This window comes from Butyrivibrio sp. DSM 10294 (assembly GCF_028539135.1).
Classification (GTDB): Bacteria; Bacillota; Clostridia; order Lachnospirales; family Lachnospiraceae; genus Butyrivibrio.
Map to the genome: position 1 here is coordinate 39,224 of NZ_JANSWL010000080.1, position 25,553 is coordinate 64,776.

Consider the following 25,553-nt stretch of genomic DNA (forward strand, 5'->3'; position numbering starts at 1 on the left):
TATGACAAAATTTCCATCGCCTCGGACCTTCTTCCCTTCCTCCATCGTTTCTCCCGTCCTCATAACACCCCCCAGTGGGAATTATTCTCGTTTTGCTGTATAATCAAACTACGTGTGTTTAGCAGAAAATGCCGAATGGAACACATGATTTGATATGTAGGAATGGTGCGATTTATGTCAAAATGGATGGTAGCTAATAAGAATGCGGATTTCGAAGGAATCTCCCGAAAGTTCGGGATTTCTCCCATAACCGCCAGACTTATTGCAAATAGACTAATTACCAATAGGGAATTTGAGAAGACTCAGTGCAGCGATGAGAAAATTGATGAGTATCTGAATGCCGGTATTGAGAATCTCCATGATCCTTCGGGTATGGCCGATATGGACAAGGGCGCGGAGGTTATGTATGAGAAGATTCAGGCCGGAGCTAAGATAAGAGTAATCGGTGATTACGATGTGGACGGTATCTGTTCATCCTATATTCTTGTTTCAGGACTTAAGCTCTTTGGCGGAGACGTGGACTGCGTTCTGCCTGACAGAATGAAGGACGGCTACGGCCTTAGTGTCAAGCTGGTTGACAACGCCTACGCTGAAGGAATCGATACGATAATTACCTGTGATAACGGAATTGCAGCCGCAGAGCAGATTGCACATGCCAAGGAACTGGGAATGACTGTAGTGGTTACAGACCATCATGAGGTTCCCTTTGAAGGTGCCGAAGGTGGCGACCTTGCAGCAAGAAAAGAGATTCTTCCGCCCGCAGATGCAGTTATCGATCCTAAAAGGAATGAGGGCAGTTACCCTTTCAAGGAGATATGCGGCGCTGTTGTGGCTTACAAGTTCCTTCAGGTATTATCAGCTAAATTTGAGGATGCAGAGCACAGTTTTGGCGACTTTTTTACCGAGATGCTGATATTTGCAGGAATAGCCACCGTATGCGATGTTATGGAGCTTAGGGATGAGAACAGGATTATCGTCAAGGAATCCTTAAGACTTATTGGTAAGACCAAAAATAAGGGCCTTAGGGCACTTATCCATGTTAACTCTCTTGATGAAAACAAGATTTCCGTATATCACTACGGCTTCGTTATCGGTCCCTGCCTTAATGCCACAGGCAGACTTGAGCTTGCCAGCAGGGCACTGGCTCTTTTTACAGAGGAAGATGAGAGCGAGGCTGCCAAGATAGCAGAGGATCTTAAGAACCTCAACGACAGCAGGAAGGACCTGACTAAAGAGGGTGTAGACGAGGCCACAGAGATGGTGGAGGAGGCTATCCGCAAGGAGGGCATGCCCAAGGTAATCGTTGCATATCTTCCGGACATCCACGAGTCCATTGCCGGAATTGTTGCAGGCAAGATCAAGGAGAAGTATTACAGACCCACAATTATCCTTACAGAGGCCGCAGATGGCGGTGCCAAAGGCTCCGGAAGGTCAATCGAGAAGTTTGATATGTTCGAGGAATTAAGCGCCTGCAAGGAGCTGTTTACCAAGTTCGGCGGACACAAGATGGCTGCAGGACTTTCTCTTCCCAAGGAGAACATAGATGAACTCAGGAAGAGACTTAATCAGAACTGCACGCTGGAAGGTGCTGATTTTGAGCCTGTGATCCATATTGATATTGCGATGCCGCTTCGTTATGCCTCCATGGATCTTGTAAGAGAGTTCTCCAGGCTTGAACCCTTTGGGAACGGCAATACCAAGCCCCTCTTTGCCCAAAAAAATGTTGCACTGTTATCCGGAAGGATCCTTGGCAAAAACAAAAATTGCGGCAAATATACCGTTACAGACGACAGTGGCTACAGATATGAGATGATGTACTTTGGGGATATGGAAAAGTGGCATGGGTTCCTCAGGGACAGATATGGAAGCGATGCTGTTGACGCATTATATGATGGAATGGGTAACGGTGAAATGAAGATAAGCATTGCCTATTATCCTGATATAAACAGTTACATGGGAAGAGACAGCCTTCAGATCGTGATGAATGATTACTGCTGAAGAGTCTAAGCAAAAAAGACCCCCATAAACCACAAAAACACACGCGGATGCGTGTGCCTGCGGTTTCTTATGAGGGGGAGATAGCGAACACTTCATGTGTTCACTTCATGTAATTATATTATCAAATAATTGTGAATAAATTGTGTCAAAAATATAAAAATTAGAATTAGCCAATTGTAAGCTAATTTAAAGATTAAATAAAGCAATGAACAAACTATATTTAGCTAAACGGAGGTGCAAAAATGAAACTTTCAAAACTGCTGGATAAACTTAACTACAGTGTTACTGCAGGAAACAGTGATACAATCGTTAATCCCGAGTCTGTGGAAATACAGGATGTTGTCAACGACAACAGAAAGATTGGTGAGGGATCCCTTTTCATCTGTATTAAGGGAGCAAATTTTGATGGACATTCCTGCGCTGCACAGGCCGCAGAGAAAAAGGCCGCAGCAATCGTAGCAGAGCATGAGGTTGAGCTTCCCGAGGGCTGCACTATGCCGGTTATAAGAGTTGAGGATACAAGATATGCAATGGCATTTATCTCTGCCGCATATTTTGATCATCCCGCCCAGAAGCTTAAGACCATAGGAATCACCGGAACCAAGGGCAAGACCACCACAACCTACCTCATCAAGAGCATGCTTGAGAATGCAGGTCACAAAGTGGGACTTATCGGTACAATTGAGGTTATAATCGGAGATGAGCATATTCATGCCGAGAACACCACTCCCGAATCCTATGACCTTCAGAAATACATGGCCAAAATGGTGGAGGCCGGCTGCGACAGCGTAGTTATGGAGGTTTCCTCACAGGGCCTTATGCTTCACAGAAGTCAGGGCTTTATCTATGACCTTGGTATTTTCACCAATATCGAGCCCGATCATATCGGCCCCAATGAGCACAAGGATTTCGAAGACTATATGCACTGCAAGGGCCTTCTTTTCAAACAGTGCAAAGTAGGTATCTGCAATGGTGATGACATTCATACTGATGACATTTTAGAAGGCCACACCTGCGAAGTTGAGACCTATGGCTTTAACGAGGGCGTAGACCTTAGAGCCATCAACCTTGCCTATATCAGAAAGCCCGGCGAGCTCGGAGTTTTCTTTGACACAGAGGGGCTTCTTGATATGCATGCAGAGATCAGAACTCCCGGCAAATTCAGCGTATACAATGCACTCTGCGCAATTGCCGTAGCAAGACATTTTGACTGCACACCTGAGGAGATCGCTGCAGCTCTTAAGGAAGCCAAGGTAAAAGGCAGAATTGAGATGGTCAAGGTATCTGATGAGTTTACTCTTATGATTGACTATGCTCACAATGCAATGGCCTTAAAGAGCCTTCTTTCCACCCTTAGGGAGTATCATCCCAACAGACTTATCAGCGTATTTGGCTGCGGCGGTAACAGAAGTAAGCTTCGCCGTTTTGAGATGGGTGAAGTCAGCGGCAAGTTCGCAGATTTTACCATCATTACCTCCGACAACCCAAGATTCGAGGAGCCTGAGGATATCATGAACGATATCGAGACAGGAATGAAGAAGACCGACGGCAAATACATCAAGATAACCGACAGAAAAGAAGCCATCGCCTATGCTATCGATCACGGCGAACACGGCGATATCATTGTTCTTGCCGGCAAGGGACACGAGGACTACCAGGAGATTAAGGGAGTTAAGTACCACATGGATGAGAGAGAACTCATTCAGGAAATCCTTGAGGAAAGAAAATAAATAAAATCTGAAAAAAAGTCTGAAAAGAAATCTTAAAATGATTTCTTAAACGTATAAGCAGATTAAAATTAATTCGAATTATTTTGCACTAACCGTTTTTTTGATATTGGTTATCAGTAAAAAACTGATAATGAGGTTGCTTAAATTAATCAAAACAGACAGCGAATGTGATCATAATCTACCGGAAAGGAGGAGAGTCGTGGCTTCTTATGAGTATGCAAACGTAATAATAGATATATCCCATGAGAAGGTGGACAGACTCTTCCAGTACCGGGTTCCCTCTTTTCTTCGTGATACCGTTGAGATCGGCGACTGCGTCAATGTCCCCTTTGGTAAGGGCAATACTCCAAGGAAAGCCTATGTCATAGAGCTGACTGATGAGGCTGAGTATGATCCTGCCAAGATTAAAGAGATAACCGGAATCTCCACGGAACTTGTTTCCGCAGAGGATATTTCCATCAAGCTTGCAGCCTGGATGAAGAGGCAGTATGGATCCACCATGATCGCAGCTCTTCGAACAGTTCTTCCTTCTGTCAAAAAGCAGAACAGACAGACCCGCAAGTTCGTTTCTCTACATATGCCTTTGCGAGAAGCCAAGGAATATTATTATGAATGCGCCGGCAAAAAGAATCAGAAGGCCAGGGAAAGAGTAATGAAGGAGCTTCTTGAAACTCCCGATGAACGAATCCCTTACGAGCTTATCACGGACAAACTCAATGTCACGGCAGCAACTCTTAAGAGCCTTCAGGATAAGGGCGTTATTTCCATAGAAGAGGAAGAATACTTCAGAAAACCCGTTGCCGGCGACGGCTCCAGATACGGCGCCAAGACCCTTAGTTCCGAGCAGCAATACATCGTTGATACGGTTTCTCAGGACTTTGATAGTGGTAAAAGAGATACCTATCTCATCCATGGAATCACAGGAAGCGGCAAGACTGAAGTCTATATTGCTCTTATCGACGATATGATAAAAAGAGGCAGACAGGCCATTGTTATGATCCCTGAGATCGCCCTGACCTATCAGACCCTTATGAGATTCTACAGACATTTCGGAGACAGGGTATCCGTAATGAATTCCTCCCTTTCACCGGGAGAGAAGTTCGATCAGATGGAGAGAGCAAGAACCGGGGACATAGATATTATCATAGGACCCAGATCTGCTCTTTTTACGCCTTTTCCCAACCTGGGAATAATAATTATTGATGAGGAACACGAATCTTCATATAAGAGCGAGACCATGCCCAAGTACCATGTAAGGGAAACCGCCATAGAGCTGGGAAAACTCGTTCCCGGCGGAGCAGCCGTGGTTCTCGGATCCGCCACACCTTCTCTTGAATCCTATTACAGAGCAAAGAGTGGTGAATACAGACTATTTGAGTTAAAAAGAAGACTTACCGGCGGAACACTTCCTGCAGTTGAGGTGGCAGACCTTAGGCTTGAGCTTAGAAGCGGCAACCGCTCCATCTTTTCACGTAGACTTCAGGAACTTATTGATGACAGATTAAGACGCGGTGAGCAGACCATGCTCTTTATCAACAGGAGAGGTCTGGCGGGCTTTGTTTCCTGCAGAGCCTGCGGACATGTGTTTAAGTGCCCGCACTGCGATGTTTCATTGTCGGAACACAGAGGCGGCAGACTTGTCTGTCACTACTGCGGCTATGAGGAGGCCAAGCCGAGGATATGTCCGAAGTGCGGCTCCAAGTATGTATCAGCCTTCAGAGCAGGCACCCAGCAGATAGAGGACGAGGTCAAAAAGTTCTGGCCTGAGGCCCGGGTACTTCGAATGGATGCCGATACCACCAGGACTAAGGGAAGCTATGATAAGATACTTTCTTCTTTTGCCAACAAAGAAGCAGATGTACTGGTGGGAACACAGATGATCGTTAAGGGACACGACTTCCCGGATGTGACGCTGGTGGGAATACTGGCTGCGGATATGTCTCTCTATGCCAATGATTACAGGGCCAGCGAGAGAACCTTCCAGCTGCTGACCCAGGCTGCGGGACGAGCCGGAAGAGGAGATAAGCCCGGCAATGTGGTGATACAGAGCTATCAGCCCGAGCACTACAGCATTGTGACTGCGGCAAGGCAGGATTATGACGCTTTTTATGAAGAAGAGATCGGCTACAGGGATCTTCTCAGATATCCACCGGTTTCGCATATGATGTCTCTGCAGATTCAGGGCAAGGATGAAAATGAATCCATGGCCTTTGCAAACAGACTTCGCGCCCTTATGGAACAGCAAAGGATTCCCGGAGCAATTTTCATAGGACCTGCTTTTGGAAGCATCAGCAAAATTAATGATGTTTACAGATTGGCAATTTATGTTAAACTTGATGATTATGAGGGCCTGGTCAGACTGAAGGACAATGTGGAGAAATATGTCCGAATGCTGGAGGATTCCGGTAAACTTAGGAATATCACCATACAGTTTGACTTTGATCCCGTTAACGGATACTAAAGAAATAATTAAACGAAAAGGAGGCCGATATGGCACTTAGAACCATTAGAGAATACGGAGATGACGTCCTTGCACGTCCCTGTAAGGAGATCAAGGAGGTTACTCCAAGAATAAGAGAGCTTGTTGATGACATGCTTGAAACCATGTATGACGCTAACGGCGTTGGACTTGCCGCACCTCAGGTTGGAATCCTTAAGAGACTGGTTGTTATTGACGTATCTCCCGAGGGAGATCAGCCACTTATCATGATCAACCCCGTGATCCTTGAGACAGACGGAGAGCAGACAGGATATGAGGGATGCCTCTCACTTCCCGGTAAGTCCGGAATCGTTACAAGACCCAATTACGTCAAGGCCAAGGCTTATGACCTTGATATGAACGAGTATATCGTTGAGGGCGAGGAGCTTCTTGCAAGAGCCATCTGCCATGAGCTTGATCATCTTGACGGCCACATGTATGTGGAGAAGGTTGAGGGCGAGCTGGTCAACAATGAGGACCTTACAGCCCCTGATGATGACGAAGAGTAATGTAACAAACAGGTAAAATATTTTAAACTTGCACAAAAAATATTCGAGGATTAATATTTTTGTGTGCAATAAGTAAAAAATGTGCTTAATGATGTAAAAGATTTACATTAATTATGCACATTTTTTTTATTATCATGTATTTATCAATTAGTTGATATGGGAGTTAAAGTTATGAAAATGAAGAAATTGGTAGCGGGGACAGTCTTATTTTTATCTCTTTTGTCTCTTACCGGCTGCGGTAGAAAGACCGAGAGCTGGGCGTACAATCATGAACCAACACAGGAGGTGCTTGCTCTTTATAGTAACGGCAAGGCCACTTACAAGGGTGATGAATACAAGTATAAGAGAGACGATTCTTATATCTACCTGAAGACCAAAGACGATTCCACTCAGCTTCATTATGTCAAGGACGGAGACAATATCATTCTCTACGAGAAATCCGTATATCATCGTTCCGGCAGTGACGGAGACGGCGTTGTTGGCCTGTGGACTCAGGACAACGGCTGGTCATACCAGTTTACCGAGGAAGGTAAGTTCAGCGAGGACAATATCTTCTACGGAAGCTACAGCGTTGATGAAGAGCAGAAATGCATCAAGCTCATGTATGACGATCCGCTGCAGGACGCTTACCTATATTACGAACTGGAGGGGGATGAGCTGACGATCGATTATCCGTGGCCCATGGTTCCCACACAGAAGGAGGGCGAATAAGCCCTGATCATCATGATTCTGAGCGCTTTGCGCCATGAATAGAACCGGCAGGACGTACTGCCTAAACCATTTTTTACAAAGGAGAGGTGTTATGAAAATGAAAAAAGTTTTATCTACACTGCTGACGGGGGCTATGGTTCTTTCCCTTTTCGGGTGCGGTGAGGCAAGCACAACTGCTCAGCCCGCTGAGACAGCACCCGAGACAACCCAGATTGAAGAAGCTGCTACTTCCAAGACAGATGCTCCTGAAGAGACAGCTGCTTCAGGTGAGCAGATCGATCTGACAATGTGGTGTATCGCCACAGAGAGTGACTCCAACCGTCATTCTTACGAAGCAGCTATCGCAGACATGGCTGAGAAGTATCCCAATGTTAACTTCACATGGGAAGCTTTTGAGAACCAGTCCTACAAGACCAAGATCAAGGCTGCTGTATCAGCTAACGAGATGCCTGATATCTTCTTTACCTGGTCATGTGCATTCCTTGGCGATTTCGTAGAGGCAGGCAAGGTTTACTGTCTTGATGATGCTTATGAGAACTATAAGAGCGAGCTTCCCGAGGTTATGATGGGCAACTCAACATACGATGGCAAGCACTACGGTGTGCCGCTTACAATGAACATCGTTGGTCTCTTCGCTAACATGGAGCTCCTTGAGCAGGTTGGTTACACAGAGATTCCCGGAACTTATGAAGAGTTCATCGCTTGCTGCGACGCTCTTAAGGCAGCAGGAATCATTCCTTTCGGATGCGCAGGAAAAGAGACATGGTGCGTAACCGAGTATCTTGAGTCAGTTATCGAGAAGAGCGCAGGCGCTGATACTCTTAACGATATCTTCGCAGGCAAGGCTACATGGAACAACCAGGACGTTGCTGACGCTGTTGACACTTTCCAGGGGCTTGTAAACAACGGTTACTTCGATCCTTCAGGAATCGGCCTTACAAACGACGAAGTTAAGAACAACTTCATGGCAGGCAAGTATGCATTCTACATGAACGGAACATGGAACTGTGCAGACTTCGCAGCTAACGCTGATTTCAAGGATAAGGTTAAAGTTGGTGAGTTCCCTGTAATCAATGCAGACAAGTCCAGACTCGGACAGCTCATCGGTGGACCTTCAGACACACTTGCAGTTGCAGCTTCTTCACCTAACGCTGAGATGGCTGCTGAGTACACCTTCGAGCTTGGTAAGCTCATCTGCCACTATGGATATCTTGATGGCTGCGGACTTCCTGCTTGGACACCTTACGGCGACACATCATCAGTTAACGAGCTTACACAGACTGTTGCAAGCATCGTTGCAGGCGCAGACACAATGGTTCTCTTCGGCGATACTGCTATGACAGCTGATTCAGCTAACACATATCTTTCATATGTAGATCAGGTTTACGGATGCCTTCTTGACGGCCAGCAGTTCATCGAGGGCCTTGCTAAGGATATTCAGTAATACCCGGTTTTATAAGTAACAAGAACCAAATAGTGATCAAGGTCCTTCCGTACTTCTTATGAGAAGGCGGAAGGGCCTTTTTGATTAAAAAAATAAGTTAAGGGAAAAACTATGTCGGAAAAAAGTGGTGTTAGGGAAAAAAGAAAGAGAAGACTGAGCGACGGATTGGCAATTTTCTTATTCCTTCTGCCGGCTCTGCTTCTTTTTATCAGTATTTTGATCGCTCCCATAGCGGTGTCCGTATACAGAAGTATGTATGACTGGAATGGCTTTTCAGAGGGGACATTTATCGGATTTAGCAACTATGTGGAGCTGTTCACAAACGGTTCTATCAAATTCATGACTTCATTGAAGAACTCAATGATCCTTGCGTTCTTTTCAGTATTTGTTCAGCTTCCTTTTGCGCTGTTTCTTGCACTTATTCTTGGCAGAAAGCCTAAGGGAGAGAGATTCTTCTTATCGGTATTCTTTATGCCGGTTCTGATCTCAACTGTAGTTATCGGTCAGTTGTGGCTCAAGATCTACAACCCTGACTACGGTCTTTTAAACAGATTCCTTGATCTGGTTCATCTTTCTAACCTCAAGCACGTATGGGTAGGTGAAGTGAAGACTGCTCTTGGCAGTATCATAGTTCCCACCATATGGCAGTATGTCGGATACCATATGCTCCTTATGTATGCAGGAGTTAAGGGCGTGTCTACTGAGCTGAGAGAGGCTGCAATGCTGGACGGTGCATCACCCTGGCAGATTGACAGATATGTGGTTATTCCGATCATCAAGCCCATCATCAGAGTAAGTGTAATCTTTGCGGTAACAGGTTCCCTCAAGACCTACGACCTTGTTCGTATCCTCACAGAGGGTGGACCTTTCCAGACCACAGAGGTTCCAAGTACACTACTTGAAAATATGCTGTTCTTAAGGAACAGATACGGAATGGGCAGCACCATATCGGTTATGCTTATTATTCTGTGCTTTGCCTTTGCACTTCTTATTACAGCAGCATTCAGAGAAAAGGATGAGTGACGATGAAAGTTAAGAAAACTTTAGTATATATACTTCTTGCCATATGGACTTTGGTGAATCTGTTTCCCATTTATTTCATGTTCACCTTTTCACTTAAGTCCAATGAAGAAATATTCGGTGCAAATGTCATAGGACTTCCCAAAGAGTGGCTCTTCCAGAACTTTGCGACAGCCCTGAATACGGGAAATATGGCGTTGTACTTCTTTAACAGTATTCTTGTTACTGTGCTTGCAATCTTTATTTCAATTTTCGCAGCGATGATGGCAACCTATGCCATTACCAGGATCAGATGGAGACACAGCAAGCTCACAAATGCATTCTTTATGCTGGGACTTACAATTCCGATTCAGGCTTCCATTGTTCCTGTATATGTTGTACTTTCCAAGCTTCACTGGCTCAACAAGTATTCGACTCTGATCGTTCCCTACTCAGCATTTGCGCTGTCCATGGCGATCCTTATCTGCACCGGATTTATGGTGGAGATTCCCATAGCGCTGGATGAGGCGGCCAAGATTGACGGCTGCAGCCTGTACGGAACGTTCTTCAGGATCATACTTCCGCTGATGAAGCCGGCTTACTCAACTGTTGGTGTGTATTCTTTCCTTCAGTGCTGGAATGAGTTCATGTTTGCCAATGTATTTATTTCGGATTCGAAGCATCGTACGCTGCCGGTTGGTATTAAGGCGCTGTCCGGTCAGCATACCACAGAGTGGGGCCCCATCGGAGCAGCTCTTGTTATTGCCACCTTCCCCACCCTCATAACCTACATCTTCCTTAGCCGCAAAATCCAGGCCAGCTTCATAGCAGGCGCTGTTAAGGGCTAAATATCGGGCGCAGTTTACTTAGTCAATTAAGAGGACGTGTAAACTGCCGGGGCCGGAAGAATGGGCTGATGCAATAGAATTTTTGTCATTAGCTCCGCGACTATGATTTATGAGACTATCAGATAGGTGACCGGGCGATTGTTCTGAATAGCATGAAATGAGACCGGTCGCCTAGATGAGAGTCCATAAATCAAGGAACGAAGGTAGCAAAAATTCTATTGTGTCAGTCCATCCCCCGGACTTTGTCCCCTACCTCCAACTTGTTTGACCGTCCGTTTCGAAAATGGTATCTTTAAAGGGGAGTTTATACATGGGGAAGAAGCGTAAAATAGGGGAGTTTCATATAAGGGACAACAGGGAGTATTCTCTTTCGGCGAGCCTTAAGAGGATTATTTTTGGTATCGTCCTCGTCGTCGCCATCTCATTTCTCGTTTCCACCTACATCATCGTTCAAAAAGAAAGCATAGACTACACCCGCAGTGAAGCCGACAGCGTTCTCAAGACTCTTTCCAGCAACATTTACTCTGAGATCAACAACTACACCGAAATTTCCAGACTTATCATGACCGAGGACAGACTGGTTAGGTTCCTTAGGGCTGATGCCGCAGAGGTTGATATCGGCATGATCAATGATGCCCGCTACGGCATCATGTATATCCTCAATGTCAAAGAGGGCGTGGACAGCGTGATGATATTCAGAGAGGATATGATCATGGTGGCCACCAACAGATTTACCTATAATTATGATTATGATCTTATGAACTCCGACAGCTGGCGTGGGGACATATATTCAGGCAAGGGCAAGGCTGTTGTATCCCTTAACAGTAACGGCATTGCAGCCAAGGCCGACGGAAGGCCGGTTGTGACCATAGGAAGAGCAGTTTATGACATTGATTCCCAGAAGAGAACGGGAATAATGATGATGAATATTTCCACCAGGGTCTTTGACTGGGAACTGTCCAAGCTTGGTTATAACGACATTTGCATCATGGGAAGTGACGGAACTTTCCTTGCAGGCAACAGGAAGTATTCCGACTATTTTGATGAGACTTTTTTAACCAGGACAACGTCCTACAAAGATGTCTCAGGAGATGAAGGAAGATTCTTGTTATCGGGCTGTAAGGTCAGCGACATGCCCATTGTGATACTTAAGGTGTCCTCCTACGGAAGAGAGGGAATACCTTTTAGATTTATTTATGTACTTTTGGCACTGCTTTTTGTTTCAGTGGTTCTGGCGCTGTTCGTGGGCTTTTTTATCAGGAAAAATATCACAAGTCCCGTCTTCGAACTGTCCGAAGCTATGGAGAAAAACAGACAATCCGGCAATCTTCAGAAGATTGACGTGGACGTGCCCTACAGCGAATTTGAGATGCTTAAGGGCGATTACAACAACATGATCGATCATGTTAACGAACTTATCACCACACTGATTGAGAAGGAAAAAATACTGCAGAAGTCGGAGATGCGAGTTTTGCAGGAGCAGATAAAACCACACTTTTTGTACAACTCCCTTGAGACCATAGGGTTCCTGGCCATGGACGCAGGAGCTGACAAGGTTCACGATGCTTTGGAAATACTGGGACGTTTTTACCGGAACTTCCTTAGTAAGGGCGGAAGAGAGATACCGCTGTCGAGGGAGATAATGATCGTACAGGACTATTTATCACTGCAGAAACTAAGGTATGGCGACATTATAAACGACGAGTACGATATCGCCGAGGATACCAAGGACTGCATTGTTCCCAAGCTGATATTGCAGCCTCTGGTGGAAAACAGTATCTACCACGGCATCAGGCTCAAAGGCGAGAGCGGCACCATACGGATATCCAGCAGAATGGAAGAGGGAAGGCTTCACATTGTTGTAAGGGATACCGGCGTGGGAATGGACGAGCAGCAGATCAATAAGTTTATTGTTTCCGGGGATGAGGCGTCGGAAGGTCTGGAGAGCGAGAGCTTCGGCCTCTGGGGCACCATAGAGAGGGTAAGAATTTACACCGGCAAAAAGGATGTAGTCAGGATCCGTAGCGAAATTGGGGAATATACTGAAGTTGAGTTTGTATTATGATATAGGGGACATGGAGCAATTCGATATCATAATACATAACTAGGCAACTCGTAACAATAGGGAAGGGTATAAAGGATATACGGGGTATATGCAATGAACAGAAAGTACAGGGTTATGATAATCGACGATGAGGAATCTGCCAGGAGACTCATGCGGGCAGCCATTAAATGGGATGCCATGAATATGGAGGTTGTGGGAGAAGCGGCCAGTGGCATTGAGGCCATCAACACCATTGATGAATTCAAGCCGGATATCGCTTTTGTGGATATTTCGATGCCCTTCATGGATGGCATTGAGTTCACGGAGATAGCCACAGACAGGTATCCCAATCTTGTCATCATCATAATGACAGCCATCGACAAGTTTGAATATGCCAGGAAGTGCGTAAGCCTTCCGGTGTTTGACTATATGTTAAAGCCCATGGTCCGTGAAGAGATAGAGCAGGTCCTTGAGAGGGCCAAAAAGAAGCTGGATGCGGAGCCGGATTATTGGGAGAATGCCAAGAAAGAAGCAGAGACCGTTCCCGGAAACGCATATGCCTCCACCGATACCGAGCAGATAATAAGGTACCTGGAGGAGAATTTCACCGATTCCAAGCTGAATCTTGAGTCCCTGGCAAGACAATTTGGCTTTAGTTCAAGTTATCTGTCCAGGAAGTTCAAGCAGGATACGGGCAAAAAATTCATCGAGTTCCTTTTGGAGCTTCGCATGAAGAAGGCTGTTAAGATAGCGGAATCCGGCGTCAAGATGTACCAGGCTGCATCGGAAGTGGGGATTCCGGATCCCAACTATTTTGGCAGATGCTTTAAGAAGTACACGGGAGTTAGTTATTCCGACTACGCAGCAAGCAAAGTCGGCTGACCATTTTGTTAGATTACAAGATAGGGGGAGAATATTATGGAACAGAAAAAAAGTAGTTTTGGAACCGCGATAATTATCGGCATCAGCATTGTTATCAGCTGCATCGCACTGGCCTTTGGCTTGTCTCATTTCAGATCCGAGAGCACCCATGTGATATCCGCAACGGGTAGTGCCAGCGTTGATTTTGAAGCAGACATAATTATCTGGAGAGGAGAGTTCGCTTCGGTTGCTTATACTTCACAGGAAGCTTATACCAAGATTAAAAAGGATGCGGAGCTGGTCAAGAACTATCTCACCAGCAATGGTATTTCTGAATCTGAGGTAGTCTTTAATTCCGTGGACATCGGCAGAACCTACAAGGATAACTACGATGAGAACGGCAACTACATTGGCTCAGAGGCAGACGGCTACAGACTTACACAGAGCGTCACCGTATCCTCCGGCAACCTTGACAATGTGGAGAAGGTCTCCAGGGATATTTCAAGTCTCTTGGACAAGGGCGTGGAGCTCACCAGCGGATCTCCCGAATACTACTATTCAGACCTTGATGCGCTCAAGCTAGATCTTATCGACAAGGCTTCCATCAACGCCAAGGACAGGATCGATATCGTGGCCAGGAACTCTGGAGCAAAGCTTGGTAAGCTCAAGAATTCCAGCCTTGGAGTATTCCAGATAACAGCCAAGAACTCAGGCACCGGCAGCTATTCCTATGACGGAGCCTTCGATACCAGCTCAAGACACAAGACCGCAACCATCACAGTAAGACTTGAATATGATCTCAAATGATATATGATTAGTAGACTGCAGAGAGCCGTAAACCCCAGTGGTCATCGGCTCTTTATGTTTATTTTGCCAAAACATCAAAATGAAAAATGCTATTCAGAAAAGATAAATGTAAAATATACTTGACATTATGCTACTGTAGATTTACTATAATATCACAGAGATAAATAAACAGTATTTAATCTTAATGCCGATAAGCGAGGAGGTATAGTAATGGCAAGTGTAGCAATTGTTTTTTCATTGGGAATCTTTGTAGCAATTATTCTTTCTATTGTGATCATGAAGTTCACCAATACAGACAAGAAGATCAAGACTCAGTACGATGAGAGGCAGGAAATCATAAGGAGCCGCGGATACAAATACAGTTTTTACGCGATGCTTATTATTGAAGTTTTATTTATGTGTATTAAGATTGCAGATATTAAGCTCCCCGTTAATGACTTTCTGCTCCACCTTCTGGCAATGCTTTTCGGATGCCTGGTGCTTTGCGTATACAGCATTTGGAACGATGCTTACTGGGGACTTAACAATGACAGGAAGAAATACATTATTATTTATGCTTTAGTAACCCTTTTCAATGTGGCTCCTATAGTAGCAGCATTTCTTGAGGGGGACTTCAGAACAGAGGGATGGGATGCACTTCCAATAACCAATATCGTGGTTGTGATATGGCTTGCGCTCATTGCAGCAGCAGCCCTTGTTAAAAAGATCGTGGATTCCAGATCCGGAGAGGAGGACTAAGCCATGAAGAATCTTAAACTTAAGTCCGCAAGAGCCGGCAAGGATCTGTCCCAGGATCAGCTGGCAGCCCTCTGCGGGGTATCCCGACAGACCATCAGTGCTATAGAGAAAGGGGATTACAATCCCACCATTAACCTTTGCATTGCGATATGCAAGGCCCTGGATAAGACGCTGGATGATCTATTTTGGGAATGAAATTTTAGAACAGTAACAGTTTGAGACAGCAATGTTTTTTATATAAAGGAGAAGAGTATGAAAACAACATTACAGACAAGATGCGAACTTTTAGCAGAGAACAGAAATATCATCAATAAGGGATTTGTGCTTGAGAATTCCCTTATCAAGATTGCTTCGGCACTGGTTTATACCGAGACTGACAAGACAGTTGATAACGCATATCTCAAGGAGTGCAGAGGACTTCTTAGAAAGAATAAGGGCGCTTTTTCCGATTTCAGAACCATGAATGAGCTTATGGTAAGCGCCAAGCTTGCGCAGCAGGCTGATCCTGAGAGATACCTGGAAGAGATAACAGCTTCCTATAAGATGCTTCATCAGGGCAAGGTATTCGGATCAAAATTTATGGTCCTGGCAGCTATGAACATTTCTGATGCAGGGAGATTTGCTGAGGCTGACAGCATTATCGAGAAGACAAAAGCCATTATGAAGGGCATGAACAAGGCACACCCTGTTCTTACCAATGAGGAAGACACCTGCTTTGCAGTACTTCTTGCCATGACAGATAAGAGCGTCGAGGACATTCTGACAGAGCTGGAAGAAACCTATCAGACTTTGAAGAAAGATTTTTCTTTCCATGACAATTCAGTATATTCTCTGGCTCAGGTCCTCACCATGAAGAAGGGCACAATAGCTGAGAAGTGCAGCAAGGTAGTGGAAATCTACAATGCCTTCAAGGATGCCGGTGTTAAGTACGGCAAGGATTATGAGTTTGCTTCTCTTGGAGTATTGGTGGGACTTAACGTCAGAGCGGAAGAGATAGTAAATGAGGTTGTGGATGCAGCAGATTTTCTTAAGACTCAGAAGGGCTTCGGAATGCTGGACTGCTCCGAGAGACAGAGACTTATGTTTGGTGCTATTCTTTATGCAGGAATCATGGATGAAGGTGTACTTAGCGGCGCTTCAGCCTTTGACAGCACTATCGCAATGGTAATTGCAGAAGAGATCGCATTCATGATGATGATGGTTGCTGTATCTGCAACTGCTGCAGCCAATGCATCTCACTGATATATATTGTTTCCTGAACGGAAAGTGAAATACAAGCGGGAAATTGCCGGCGACGACAGTTTCCTGCTTTTTTTATGCGCTTTTTTGCAATCGAACATATTTTTGGTTTTTGTATTGTATGCGGGAGAGGCAGATGCTATACTCATTTATATAACGTGCCCGGAGCAGGCATTTTGCTCTATTGACATGGGCAGGAACAGAAAGGTATTGGAATGGAATTACTGGAAGGATTAAATGACTCTCAAAGGGAGGCAGTTACAACTACAGAAGGATATGTGAGAGTTATTGCGGGAGCCGGCAGTGGCAAGACCAGGGCTCTTTCCCGCAGGTTCGCCTATCTGGTGATGGGGCTTGGTATCATGCCCGGTCACATTTTGTGCGTGACCTTCACCAACAAATCCGCCAATGAGATGAGGCAGCGTATTCATTACCTTACGGGGGATAATGACACAGGCTACATCAATACTTTCCATGGTTTCTGCGTGTCGGTCCTTCAGGAGGACAGTAGCGCAGTCAGTTATCCCAAGAGCTTCCTTGTTCTTGATAATTCAGATATTGATGACATTCTGGATATCATATACGAGGAGAGGCATCTCTCCATGAGGGACATGACCTACAGTAATGCCAGGGATATGTTCGAGATCATGAAGATCAAGGAGAGACCCGATTACTATCTTGATATGATCTCCATGTCCATCGATGAGTTAAAAGAAAAGTATGACAGGGCCACAGAGGTTAAGGACATTCTTTTTTACGGATATCTCTATCAGGAAAAGAAGTGCTTTGGCCTTGATTATAACGATCTGATAAAGTTCACACTATACATTTTTCAGCAGAATGAAGAGATCAAGTTAAAATGGCAGAAACGCCTTGAATACATCATGATAGATGAGTTTCAGGATATTGACGGCCTCCAGTATGAGCTGATGGAGGTGTTATCGGCTTATCACAAGAATCTTTTTATCGTGGGAGATCCCGACCAGACCATTTATACCTGGCGCGGGGCCAATGTGAAGTATCTATTGGATTTTGATAAGGGGCACAAGAATCTTAAGACCATAATGATGAACGACAACTATCGCTCCACACCTCAGATTTTGTCAGCGGTCAATTCACTTATAGATAAGAATACTCAGAGAATCAAGAAGGAGCTTACAGCAGTGCTTCCGGCAGGAGACAGCGTCCTGTGCCATATGGCTCCCAATACTACCGACGAGGCAGACTGGATCACCGGCCAGATGCTGGTGCTGAAGGGCATGGGCGTATCCTACAAGGATATGACTGTTCTGTACAGAGCCCATTATGTCACAAGGACCATAGAGGAGGGACTCATCAGGGAGAAGATTCCCTATACCATCTATTCCGGAGTGCAGTTCTTCGGAAGGCTGGAGATCAAGGACGCATTGTGTTACCTCCGAATGGTTGTTTACAAGGATGACATTTCATTTAGAAGGATCGTCAACGTTCCTAAGAGGAATATCGGAAAAAGACGTATGGCCTTTCTTGAGGAATACGCTGCGGAGCATAGATGCTCACTTTACACTGCTCTTAACGACAATATCGATAATGAGCTTATAAGGGGGACCGGTGCTAAGGGCTTCATCAGTCTTATCGAGGAGTTTGCCGAGAATTATCAGGGCGAAGCAGTATCCGAAGTACTGACTAAGATTTTGCAAAAGAGCGGCTATGAGGAGATGCTTCGTAAGGAAGGTGCTCAGGACAGGCTCGATAATCTAGCTGAACTTAAGCAGTCTGTTTTCGAGTATGAGACCACCTGCGGCGAGGAGATAGGCCTTGAGGATTATCTTAAGCACATAGCTCTTTTTACCAATGCAGATGCAGAGGCAGGAAGTGAAGATAAGGTCAGGCTCATGACGGTCCATGCCGCCAAGGGACTGGAGTTTCCTTATGTATTCCTCTGCGGTATGAATGAAGGTATTTTCCCTTCGAGGAAAATCCATACCCTTGAGGGAATGGAAGAGGAGAGACGCCTTGCTTTCGTTGCCATGACAAGAGCTCAGAGGAGGCTCTTTATCTCAGAGGCCGGAGGAAGGAATTTTGAGGGTATTCCCAGATATCCTTCAAGGTTTATACTTGATATAGATGAGGACAAGCTGGAATTTACCGAGAAGCCGGATGAAGCAATGCTTACCAATGTCCGCAAGTTTATCGAGAATGATTCAAGGCATCTCAAGGGTGCCATGAAGCTGAATGTAATGGAACCCGGGACCAGGGTTGAACATTCGATATTCGGCGCCGGCATCATTGTCGATGTGAATTATGAAGAAGAGAGCTATACGGTTCAATTCGATGAGATGGATACACCAAGGCAGATCTCATGCAAAGTACGACTTAACAAACTGGAGGGCTGAGTTATGGATGAATTATTGTATGTCGTCGTATATATGGTTGTGATAGCAGTCATTTTGAGCGCAGTTAAGAAGTCCGCTGCCAATAAAAATGCCAATAAGGGACCGGTTAATAAAAATGTGATGACAGGGCCTATTACCGGTCAGACAATGGCTAAGTCCGCTAAATATGATACGTATAACAAACGTGGCAATACCTCCGGAGCGATGCCGCACAAGCACAAAGAAAAAGGTGTCTATGACACTTATAATAAGCGTCAGTATACTTCTATGGCCGATGCCTCCAAGCTTCCACCGGGATATATTCTTCTTAACGGAGAACCTGTTCGCGTGGCAGACCTTGAGGGAAAATAAATAATACTTAAAACACTTAACTGACAACCATGGTAAGGCCTCGAAAGGAGAGCGACATGAAGAAGGTAAAATGGGGAGTTTTGGGAACTGCTAACATTGCAAGAAACTGTACTATTCCGGGCATGAAGAAGGCGGAGAGCTGCGAGCTGTATGCCATTGCCGGAAGAAGTAAGGAGAAGGCAGAGAAGTTCAAGAAGGAATTTGGTTTTGAGAAGGCCTTTGGCAGCTACGAAGAACTGGTTTTGGATCCTGAGGTTCAGGCTATCTACATTCCGCTTCCCAATGATCTTCATATTAAGTGGGTTAACGAAGCTCTGTCCCATGGAAAGCATGTCCTTTGCGAGAAGCCTCTGGCCCTTAACGCCGATGAGGCAAGAGAGATGTTTGAAATCGCCGCTGAGAATGGTGTGATCCTTATGGAGGCCTATGCATATCTTCACAGTCCCTATGTGGAGAGCCTTAAGAAGGATGTAACCAGCGGAATTATCGGAGATATCGATTACATAGAGAGCGCTTTTCTTACCCAGGGCTACAAGGAGGACTTCAGGCTTCACAGGGAGCACGGCGGCGGAGCCATGTACGACCTTGGCTGCTATTGCACCACAATGATACTTAACCTGGTGGATTCAGAACCTTCCTACATCCAGGCTACAGCGGAGTTTACAGATCTTGGAGTTGACTTTCTTACAACTGCCATCATGGGCTTTGAAAACGGAGTAAGAGCCTCCTTTAATGTGGGAATGAATTTAGGAATCGGCACCAATTCCAGATTTGACAGGCTGTATATTCATGGCAGCAAGGGTAGCATCAGGTCTGATGTGGAGTACAACCAGGAGGGTGAGGTTAGCTATACTATCTTCAATCAGGATGGAACCACCGTGAGGAAGATCTCAGTTCCACAGAACTATGCCCTGGAGGTGGAGAACCTTTCAAGATGTATCCTTTCTGATGAGAAGCCCCATATCACTCCGGAGTTTTCTATCAGGAACGCAGAGGTGATCGATCAGGTGCTGGATGAGATAGGTTTTTGGTTATAACAGGTGGCGAATATGATAACAGAAGAGATAAGAGACAGACTTTTTGAACTTCAGGATATCAAATACAGGGATTTTCAGAGCGGTCTTTTTCCGACTCTTGAAAAGGATGTGATGATAGGAGTCAGGACTCCTGAGCTTAGAAAGTTGGCTAAGGAATATGGGGGGAGAAAGGATATTGGAGAGTTTCTGACGGATCTTCCACATAAATATTTTGATGAGAATCAGCTTCATGCTTTTATTATCTCGGGAGAGAAGAATATAGATACAGCCATGGCAGAACTGAATGCGTTCTTACCATATGTGGACAACTGGGCCACCTGCGACCAGATGTCGCCCAAGGTATTCAAGAAGCACAGAGATAAGCTCCTTGTGGAGATTGATAAGTGGCTTAAGTCAGATAAGACCTACACCGTAAGATTCGCCATCGGAATGCTGATGGAGCATTTTCTTGACGAGGATTTCGATATCAGCTACCCTGAGAAGGTTGCTGTAATCAGGTCCGAGGAATATTACATTAACATGATGATTGCCTGGTATTTTGCCACAGCCCTGGCCAAGCAGTATGATACAATACTTCCTTTTATTGAGGAAAAGGAACTCGATAAATGGACTCACAACAAGGCAATTCAGAAAGCTGTGGAGAGCTACCGTATTACACCGGAGCAGAAGGAATATTTGAAAAAACTGAAGATAAAGTAATTAACCCTCACCGAATAGTTAGTAATCTGATCCTTCGTTTCATTTTCTTATAACTCTCCCTCCATCTTTTTTCCATACCTGTATTATATTTTCAGATACATCCAGTGTTGCCCCGTCACTGCAGAGGATGTAGCAGTAAGAGCCATCGATAACCAGAGTATCTGTAGCAGGATCAATCTCGTGATATGAAGAATCCGGCGATATATCATCCATAGGCGGTTCATAGTGAGAACTGAAGAATACTGTATATGAAGCTATGAATATCATTGCTGCGACAGTGACCATAGAAAGGTCTTTATATAAGGACTGATTATAGTGCTTTTTGGATATTGCAAGAAAGCGTTCCTTAAGGTCTACGGGACAATTCGAAACAAGCGTAAGCGCATAGAGCCCAGAAGCTGATGAGTGGCCTGCTTTCGACGTGCTCTGATTCTTTATCACCATAAGCATTGTTTCCATATATTGAATGCGCTCACGATCAGACATGCCACCAATAGTCACCTGATCACACCTAAGTTCCATTGACTGTTCCATGGAACTGTAAAGTACTATTACTATACTTATGATGCCGGTGGAAATATCATTTCCGAGCTCGTACATGATAACGACAAGAATGAAGATGATACAGGGGAATATGTTTATGATGCTGTTTGGAGAGACAAGCTAATAAGCTATAATGGAAATGAGATAATCTATGATGATTGCGGCAATCCCAAAAAGTATCTTGGCTATGACATGTCCTGGGATACCAGTAGCGGAAGCCTTTGCATGGTCTCAAACAGTGATCATTCATATGAGTACAGCTATTTTAGTGACGGACAGAGACTTTCAAAGGATGTTGATGGAAAAAAGACTGTATACATATACAATGCAGGAATGCTTCTTGCTCAGGAGACTGATGAGTACAGACTAAACTTCTATTACGATGCTGACGGTTTGGTAACAGAGATTGGCTACCAGGAAAAAGAAAATGGAGAGTATTCCAAAGAAACCTACTATTTCTATACAAGAAATGGTCAAGGCGACATCATAGGAATCTATAGGTGCAGCGATTCAACCCTTGTTGGAACCTACGAATATGATCTCTGGGGCAATCCAGTATCAAAGACTGAGAACGTCTTTACCACTACGATTAAGAAGAAGGAAGTTACCATTCGGGATGAGCAGGGGATTCTTGACAAGAACCCGCTTCGTTACAGGGGATACTATTACGACGAGGAGACGGGATTCTATTATCTGAATGCAAGGTACTATGATCCTAAGGTGCATAGGTTTATAAGTGCTGATTCACAGATAGCTGGTGTATCTTCTGATGTAAATGGCTTCAATTTATTTGCATACTGCGATAATGATCCGGTAAATAAGATAGATGATTCCGGAATGTGGCCGCAAATGAGCAATGAGCAGAAAATAGGCTGTGGATTGGCTATTGTTGCAACCATCGCTTTAGCAGCGGGAATAGCAGCAATTGCTCCTGAACTGGGCATATCAGCTTGTGCTTTGCAGACAGTGTTTATTGCAGCGGTTGCTGGCCAGGCATTCTGTTCTGTGGCGATTGGGGCAATAAGCGCCGGAATAGCATATGCTAAAGGAGCGAGCTCCGATGAAATATGGCGGGCAGCATATGATGCCGCTGCGGACGCATTTCTCGGAGGGACAATAGTTGGTGGAGCAACAGCAGCTGTTGTTGGCGGAATTGAAGGATTATCCTGTTTTGTGGCGGGGACAGTTATTTCAACAGATGAAGGGCTGGTTCCGATAGAAGACATCAAAGCTGGTGAGTATGTTCTTTCTGAGGATCCTGAAACAGGAGATGTAGAATACAAACGTGTTCTTGAGGTGTATATAAATGAATCAACTGAACTTGTTCACCTTATTATAGATGATGAAGAGATAATAACTACTCCATCACACCCATTCTATGTAAAGGACCGTGGTTTTATTCCAGCAGGTGAATTAAGTGAACATTCCGTACTTGTGGATTCCAAAGGAAATGAATTACATCTTCAGACTGTGCGCTGGGAGCATCTGCAGAGCCCTATACATGTTTATAATTTTGCGGTAGAAGATTATCACACATATTTTGTAGGAAATATAGAAGTACTTGTGCATAATACGTGTGGTTTGGATGATGGATATGGGGCGTACAGTAATTGGAATCAGGGCAGTTATGACTCAATTATTAATTCATTGGAAGACCATTTTATTAGACATGGAGATGAGGTCGGTGCAGATTCTGTACCTGACTATTATCAGAAAGCATTAAATTTTCTAAGAAACCTGCGAGGCGCTACTGGTAAACCACTAGATGGATTTGTCGAGGGTGCAACTAGGTTCATGAAAAATGGTAAATACATTGATGTTGCACCTGATGGAACTATTATCTCTTTTGGCCTTATAGACCATTAAGGGGGCGATATGGAAGATTGGACGAATAGGATGGCCAAGGGTCATATAAAACCTAAGAAAAAGGTTGGAGAATATTTAATTAGAGTAAAGATCATTCCTGACAGGAGATTTGGCATTAAGGTGTTTCAGGTCAATGACAATTATTACGAGGGAATTACAAGCATTACTATTGCGGATAAGCTTGGAGCATACTATGGCATATGTATGGAAGGAAGAACTGTTGAAGAAGTTATCAATAGGACTGTTGAATATTTATATAAGGTCATTGGAGAAAATGTTGAAAGTTTAGATAACAAGATTGGTTATATGGATTTTGATATGTATTAAGTAAAGGCCATTTATTTCTTAATCTTTAAATGGAGGTATAAGTTGAATAGCTGGAAAGACTTAAAAAAATATAATAGTAATGTAATTGCGATTGAAAAATGTGTTGCAGAGTATGATGTTTGGGATGTAGTAAAGGCGCCAGCAGCAAGATACAAAGTAAAAATATATGAAAATATGGAAGGAAAGTTTTGCGGATATGCTAATTTGCTTGTTCAAAACGATAATAGGGAATATATAAATGTGATTGGACGAGGAGATACGCAAGAAGAGGCTTTTAATAATACGCTTGATTGCTTTTACTCATTAATTGAAGCCTTCAGTTTTGAAAAAATACATGATGGAGTTTCTGTAATATATAGTGAGGATCCATGTATTTAGATATTAAGAAAGTGTAGGGACCACTTTTGAGCCTTATTAATCCATAAGATAAAAGTACCAGTCACTGTGAACTTATTTTCACAGTGACTGGTACCAATTTTGGAGACATAGTGCTTTCAGAGGACCCTGAGACAGGAGATGTAGAATACAAACGTGTTCTTGAGGCGTATATAAATGAATCATCTGAACTTGTTCACCTTATTATAGATGATGAAGAGATAATAACTACTCCATCACACCCATTTTATGTTAAAAACCTCGGTTTTGTTCCTGCCGGTGAATTAAGTGAACATTCCGTACTTGTGGATTCTGAAGGAAATGAATTACATCTTCAGACTGTGCGCTGGGAGCATCTGCAGAGCCCGATACATGTTTATAATTTTGCAGTAGAAGATTATCACACATATTTTGTAGGGAATATAGAAGTACTTGTGCATAATATGTGTGAAATGCTACCAGGGATGAATGAGCTATTAAAGGAAGGCTATCATTGTTATCGAGAAGAAATTGGAGTTGATTGCTCGGAAATAGCTGATTATTATTTTAGAAAAGCTGGTAACATTGGTGAGATTTATAGGATAGAGGGCACAAATGGACAGCTAATAAGATGTATGGAATATGGAAGTGTTGAAGAATATTTGTATCATGAAGTCTATTCTTATGGAGGATATATTTTTGACCCAAGATATTCAGATTCGCCTGTGCTAAAGGCAGATTACTTTAGAATATTAAGTGGACTAAATCCAAATGGTTTTCATGTATTTACAAAATGAAATGGAAAGGGATGGCGATGGATAAAAATGAGCAGATAATTTCTGAGATTATTCGTTTTTATTTTGAAGTAGAGTGGATGCGTGTGACAATGTATCATGAAGAGTGCAGATATAGATATATTCCATTCATATCATATAGAATCTATGATGCTTCGAAAATAAAACATAATTATTTGATTAGTGCTTTAGAAGCTTATGAAGGAAAAATGAAGTGGAAAATATTTGTTCATCCCAGAAGTACTAGACAGACATATATTTTATCATTACTGGAAACAAATGAATGGTACGAAAAAATATATAGTGAAGGAACAGAAAGTCTGATTCGTGAAAAACTGATTTCTCAAAATGATTATTTTGGGAATAAACGTTTTACTGAACTTTGTGATAATGCTATAGAGGATATCCCTGCTTTGGCCAGATATATTCAAAGTGCTATGAAGCAATATATCTGATTGCTCGGGTTGGAAGCTATGAAAGATGGGCGACCCTATTAACCAAGGTCGTCCATATCATCTATTTGAGTGATTACACGCGGTTGGCGATACCGGAAAGGTAACAAAGAGTGCAGTTACCGGTAGTGCTGGGGATATCGATTGCTATAGCAGGCTGTCTTATATCTATAACACTCTTGGTAAAGTCGAAAATCTCAATATAGAGATAAAAGAAGGTGATAAGAAGAAGCTAGGCAGCTACAAGTATACCTATGCAAAAGACGGAAAGAATGCGGTAGACACATTCCCGGATGGAAGTTCTAAAAAGTTTGGTTATGACAGCTTAAGGCGCACAGCATCATCAGT

At 43.9% G+C, this 25,553-nt stretch carries 24 protein-coding genes; 23 read left to right on the forward strand and 1 reads right to left on the reverse strand.

Features of this window, described 5'->3' with window-relative positions; all coding sequences use genetic code 11:
• The first annotated feature begins 174 nt into the window (after positions 1–174).
• From recJ to NXH67_RS11905, 18 genes are all read left to right on the forward strand, one after another.
• Positions 175–1,998: a single-stranded-DNA-specific exonuclease RecJ gene (gene recJ / locus NXH67_RS11820; protein WP_272797499.1), complete on the forward strand. Its 1,824-nt coding sequence runs from the start codon at positions 175–177 to the stop codon at positions 1,996–1,998.
• Positions 1,999–2,240: 242 nt separating this feature from the next.
• The gene (locus NXH67_RS11825) at positions 2,241–3,728 is read left to right on the forward strand and encodes a UDP-N-acetylmuramoyl-L-alanyl-D-glutamate--2,6-diaminopimelate ligase (RefSeq protein WP_022778979.1); all 1,488 of its coding nucleotides are present in this window, start codon (positions 2,241–2,243) and stop codon (positions 3,726–3,728) included.
• A gap of 199 nt (positions 3,729–3,927) precedes the next feature.
• A complete protein-coding gene (gene priA, locus NXH67_RS11830; RefSeq protein WP_272797500.1) occupies positions 3,928–6,189 on the forward strand; it encodes a replication restart helicase PriA in 2,262 nt (753 codons plus the stop codon).
• A 29-nt stretch (positions 6,190–6,218) separates the two neighbouring features.
• On the forward strand, positions 6,219–6,716 hold the full coding sequence (gene def / locus NXH67_RS11835; protein ID WP_022778981.1) for a peptide deformylase: 498 nt from the start codon (positions 6,219–6,221) through the stop codon (positions 6,714–6,716).
• A 171-nt stretch (positions 6,717–6,887) separates the two neighbouring features.
• A complete protein-coding gene (locus NXH67_RS11840; RefSeq protein WP_272797501.1) occupies positions 6,888–7,427 on the forward strand; it encodes a hypothetical protein in 540 nt (179 codons plus the stop codon).
• Between the two features lie 91 nt (positions 7,428–7,518).
• Positions 7,519–8,871, forward strand: coding sequence for an ABC transporter substrate-binding protein (locus tag NXH67_RS11845; RefSeq protein ID WP_272797502.1), 1,353 nt, complete (start codon positions 7,519–7,521; stop codon positions 8,869–8,871).
• Positions 8,872–8,982: 111 nt separating this feature from the next.
• Complete coding sequence (locus tag NXH67_RS11850; RefSeq protein ID WP_022778984.1) at positions 8,983–9,894, forward strand: carbohydrate ABC transporter permease; 912 nt, start codon at positions 8,983–8,985, stop codon at positions 9,892–9,894.
• A gap of 2 nt (positions 9,895–9,896) precedes the next feature.
• On the forward strand, positions 9,897–10,718 hold the full coding sequence (locus NXH67_RS11855; protein WP_022778985.1) for a carbohydrate ABC transporter permease: 822 nt from the start codon (positions 9,897–9,899) through the stop codon (positions 10,716–10,718).
• Between the two features lie 310 nt (positions 10,719–11,028).
• Positions 11,029–12,783 carry a sensor histidine kinase gene (locus tag NXH67_RS11860; RefSeq protein ID WP_022778986.1) on the forward strand — a complete coding sequence of 585 codons (1,755 nt, stop codon included), beginning with the start codon at positions 11,029–11,031 and terminating at the stop codon, positions 12,781–12,783.
• A 93-nt stretch (positions 12,784–12,876) separates the two neighbouring features.
• Complete coding sequence (locus tag NXH67_RS11865) at positions 12,877–13,644, forward strand: response regulator transcription factor (RefSeq protein WP_272797503.1); 768 nt, start codon at positions 12,877–12,879, stop codon at positions 13,642–13,644.
• 36 nt (positions 13,645–13,680) lie between these two features.
• The gene (locus tag NXH67_RS11870) at positions 13,681–14,430 is read left to right on the forward strand and encodes an SIMPL domain-containing protein (RefSeq protein ID WP_022778988.1); all 750 of its coding nucleotides are present in this window, start codon (positions 13,681–13,683) and stop codon (positions 14,428–14,430) included.
• A 210-nt stretch (positions 14,431–14,640) separates the two neighbouring features.
• On the forward strand, positions 14,641–15,168 hold the full coding sequence (locus NXH67_RS11875; RefSeq protein ID WP_272797504.1) for a hypothetical protein: 528 nt from the start codon (positions 14,641–14,643) through the stop codon (positions 15,166–15,168).
• Between the two features lie 3 nt (positions 15,169–15,171).
• A complete protein-coding gene (locus tag NXH67_RS11880) occupies positions 15,172–15,363 on the forward strand; it encodes a helix-turn-helix transcriptional regulator (RefSeq protein WP_022778990.1) in 192 nt (63 codons plus the stop codon).
• A gap of 57 nt (positions 15,364–15,420) precedes the next feature.
• Positions 15,421–16,410, forward strand: coding sequence for a DUF4003 family protein (locus NXH67_RS11885; protein WP_272797505.1), 990 nt, complete (start codon positions 15,421–15,423; stop codon positions 16,408–16,410).
• A gap of 212 nt (positions 16,411–16,622) precedes the next feature.
• Positions 16,623–18,782 carry an ATP-dependent helicase gene (locus NXH67_RS11890; RefSeq protein WP_022778992.1) on the forward strand — a complete coding sequence of 720 codons (2,160 nt, stop codon included), beginning with the start codon at positions 16,623–16,625 and terminating at the stop codon, positions 18,780–18,782.
• A gap of 3 nt (positions 18,783–18,785) precedes the next feature.
• A complete protein-coding gene (locus NXH67_RS11895) occupies positions 18,786–19,133 on the forward strand; it encodes a hypothetical protein (RefSeq protein WP_022778993.1) in 348 nt (115 codons plus the stop codon).
• A gap of 56 nt (positions 19,134–19,189) precedes the next feature.
• The gene (locus tag NXH67_RS11900) at positions 19,190–20,170 is read left to right on the forward strand and encodes a Gfo/Idh/MocA family protein (RefSeq protein WP_272797506.1); all 981 of its coding nucleotides are present in this window, start codon (positions 19,190–19,192) and stop codon (positions 20,168–20,170) included.
• A 12-nt stretch (positions 20,171–20,182) separates the two neighbouring features.
• A complete protein-coding gene (locus NXH67_RS11905; RefSeq protein ID WP_272797507.1) occupies positions 20,183–20,869 on the forward strand; it encodes a DNA alkylation repair protein in 687 nt (228 codons plus the stop codon).
• A 39-nt stretch (positions 20,870–20,908) separates the two neighbouring features.
• On the opposite strand, the gene NXH67_RS11910 is transcribed toward NXH67_RS11905, so the two are convergent.
• Positions 20,909–21,469 carry a hypothetical protein gene (locus NXH67_RS11910; protein WP_272797508.1) on the reverse strand — a complete coding sequence of 187 codons (561 nt, stop codon included), beginning with the start codon at positions 21,467–21,469 and terminating at the stop codon, positions 20,909–20,911.
• 168 nt (positions 21,470–21,637) lie between these two features.
• On the opposite strand from NXH67_RS11910, the gene NXH67_RS11915 reads away from it, so the two are divergent.
• The 5 genes from NXH67_RS11915 to NXH67_RS11935 all read left to right on the forward strand — a co-directional run bounded on the left by NXH67_RS11915 (position 21,638) and on the right by NXH67_RS11935 (position 25,208).
• Complete coding sequence (locus NXH67_RS11915) at positions 21,638–23,278, forward strand: polymorphic toxin-type HINT domain-containing protein (RefSeq protein WP_272797509.1); 1,641 nt, start codon at positions 21,638–21,640, stop codon at positions 23,276–23,278.
• Positions 23,279–23,287: 9 nt separating this feature from the next.
• Positions 23,288–23,605 (forward strand): hypothetical protein, encoded by a 318-nt coding sequence (locus NXH67_RS11920; protein ID WP_155840173.1) that lies wholly within the window; start codon positions 23,288–23,290, stop codon positions 23,603–23,605.
• Between the two features lie 42 nt (positions 23,606–23,647).
• Positions 23,648–23,983, forward strand: coding sequence for a hypothetical protein (locus tag NXH67_RS11925; protein WP_026518519.1), 336 nt, complete (start codon positions 23,648–23,650; stop codon positions 23,981–23,983).
• A gap of 83 nt (positions 23,984–24,066) precedes the next feature.
• Entirely contained in the window at positions 24,067–24,756 is a 690-nt protein-coding gene (locus NXH67_RS11930; protein ID WP_272797510.1) for a polymorphic toxin-type HINT domain-containing protein, read from the forward strand.
• Entirely contained in the window at positions 24,753–25,208 is a 456-nt protein-coding gene (locus NXH67_RS11935) for a hypothetical protein (protein ID WP_022780137.1), read from the forward strand. Before NXH67_RS11930 ends, NXH67_RS11935 begins: the two co-directional genes overlap by 4 nt.
• Positions 25,209–25,553: the final 345 nt, after the last annotated feature.